Origin of the sequence: Sphingopyxis granuli NBRC 100800 (assembly GCF_001591045.1) — a bacterium.
GTDB classification, from domain to species: Bacteria; Pseudomonadota; Alphaproteobacteria; order Sphingomonadales; family Sphingomonadaceae; genus Sphingopyxis; species Sphingopyxis granuli.
Window position 1 is genome coordinate 1 of the sequence record NZ_BCUA01000165.1, and the last position, 2059, is coordinate 2059.

Here is a 2059-nt window from a genome sequence, read left to right on the forward strand (position 1 = left end):
AGTCCTTCTGATGTCATCATGTTCCAGCAACGACAGCATCGGCGGCAATGCGACGGCACGCGAAGCGTCACGATGCATGAACGCCGTCAGAAACCGACGCAGTCGCGGACACCAGATATGCAAACGGCCCCGAGCAGGAGCTCGAGGCCGTTCGGAAACTGGTTCCGACAAGAGCCGCGATTACGGGCTGGTCGGGTTGTCGTCGTTGTTGTCCGAAGCGATCACGATGCCGACAACGATGGCAGCCAGGGCGAGAAGGCCGATGATCCAACCGCTCCCCGTGAGTTCACTTTCGCCTTCGGCGGTCGAGGTCGCACGAGCCCCGTCGAACGCGGCAGCCGCAGGAGCAGCCGAAGCCACGACCGGAGCCGCAATCATCGAGGTCGCCGCGAGGGAGACCGCAGCTTTCTTAAGCAGATTCATCTTATTCTCCGTCCACTGGATCAATGGTCTTGTCGAATCACACCAGAAAGCTCTCGCTCCCGATCTGGTTCTGCAATGCCCTCCTAGGCGTAACCATCGGCAATTGCAATGCTGTTTTGGCCTAGCCGATCATTTCCTATCAAATTGCTAATGCACCGATAAATAGACCGGTATCAGCTGCGCCGCGCACGCTCGAAGGCTTCGGAAGTCACCGGATATCCGAGCCCTTCCGGGATGCACAGATATCGCCGCCCTCCGCGATCTTCGACCCACGGCGTGATAAGCTCGATCGGATATTCTCCCGCATGCCTCGTGAAATCCTCGAAATCCGTCCGCTGCGCCAGCCGCTCCAGATTGCGCCGAGTCGGAAAGATCACCGACGCCTCGCCGCGATCGGCCATCGCCAGCGTCGCATGCGCGCTCGCCCAGAAAATCTGGCTATGCTCGGCCTCTTCGACGGTGAGTTCGTGGCCGTGGGCGGGGGCCGGCACCGCATAGAAGCGCGTGTCGAAGGTCCGCGCCTCCTTGAAATTGGGGCACCAGCGCGCGAAGGGCACGAGCGCGTCGAGCGCGATCCGCTCGTCGCGCGACGCCAATATGTCCGATAGCAGCGTCCCGCCCAGCAACGCCCGCCGCACGGCCGCGATTTCACGGTCGCGCAGCCCGTCCCAGCCGACCGCGAGCCCCGTCTCCTCGATCGTCTCGCGCAGCGCGGCAACCCGGGCCGCGCCCTCGGCATCGTGCGGCGCAAAGCCGTGACGCTCGGCAACCAGATAATCGTCGGGATCGATCCGCCCGCCCGGGAACACCAGCGCGCCGGCGGCAAAGGCCATGTTCGTTGCGCGCTTCACCATCAATATCTCGTCAGGACCGCCGTTGTCGGAAGGCCGCATGATCACGAGCGTCGCGGCGGGGATCGCTCCCTCGGGCACCGGCGGCGACGCGTAAGGTCGCAAGGTGGAATCATTCATGATCCAGGCGATACGCCGCGTGCCCGCGCTTGTCATCCCGGCATTGCGGGGACGCCCTTGCAGGTGCAAGATGGCGCCGACAGCGCTGCAGCGGGAGCGGACCGTTGGGAATCTTGGAGATATTGGGAGTCGCCGGAAGCCTGAGTCTGCTGGCGGGATGGCGACTCTATCTGACGATCCTCGTCACCGGCATCGCGATGCATTTCGGCTGGTTGCCGCTGCCCGAACATCTGAAGGCGCTCCAGATCCTGGCCAACCCATGGGTGCTGGGCGTCGCCGCGATCGGCACCCTCGCCGAATTCCTGGCCGACAAGGTGGCGTGGGTCGATTCGATCTGGGACGGGGTTCACGGCATCGTCCGCCCGCTCGGCGGCGCACTGCTCGCGCTGGCGCTGGTCGACTCGTCCAACCCGGCCTGGCAGGTGGTGGCCTTTCTGCTCGGCGGCGGCGGCGCGTTGTTGAGCCACGGCGCGAAGGCGACGACACGCGCGGTCGTCAACGTCAGCCCCGAACCCTACAGCAATGCGGCCGTTTCGACCGGCGAAGACGTCGCGACGAGCGGGCTGCTGGCGCTCGCCATCGCTTATCCTCCGCTTGCCATTGGGATTGCGGTGCTTCTGTCGGTTGCGGCGGTAATCGTCATCGTGGTGCTGCGCCGGCTGCTT

The 2059-nt window shown here is 64.5% G+C and carries 3 protein-coding genes; 1 reads left to right on the top strand and 2 read right to left on the bottom strand.

What is annotated here, in order from left to right:
* Positions 1-180: 180 nt before the first annotated feature.
* Together SGR02S_RS19170 and SGR02S_RS19175 are read right to left on the bottom strand one after the other, a co-directional pair.
* Positions 181-423: a hypothetical protein gene (locus SGR02S_RS19170; RefSeq protein WP_076077951.1), complete on the bottom strand. Its 243-nt coding sequence runs from the start codon at positions 421-423 to the stop codon at positions 181-183.
* Positions 424-596: 173 nt separating this feature from the next.
* Positions 597-1394 carry an NUDIX hydrolase gene (locus SGR02S_RS19175; RefSeq protein WP_067113811.1) on the bottom strand — a complete coding sequence of 266 codons (798 nt, stop codon included), beginning with the start codon at positions 1392-1394 and terminating at the stop codon, positions 597-599.
* Positions 1395-1498: 104 nt separating this feature from the next.
* Between SGR02S_RS19175 and SGR02S_RS19180 the strand changes: the two genes are divergently transcribed.
* Positions 1499-2059, top strand: a 561-nt coding sequence (locus tag SGR02S_RS19180) for a DUF4126 domain-containing protein (RefSeq protein WP_067113813.1), incomplete at its 3' end; no start/stop codon positions are given.

What these genes read in the sequence shown, in the direction of transcription:
- SGR02S_RS19170 (WP_076077951.1), bottom strand. Translation starts at nt 423, where the DNA reads ATGAATCTGCTTAAGAAAGCTGCGGTCTCCCTCGCGGCGACCTCGATG.
- SGR02S_RS19175 (WP_067113811.1), bottom strand. Translation starts at nt 1,394, where the DNA reads ATGAATGATTCCACCTTGCGACCTTACGCGTCGCCGCCGGTGCCCGAG.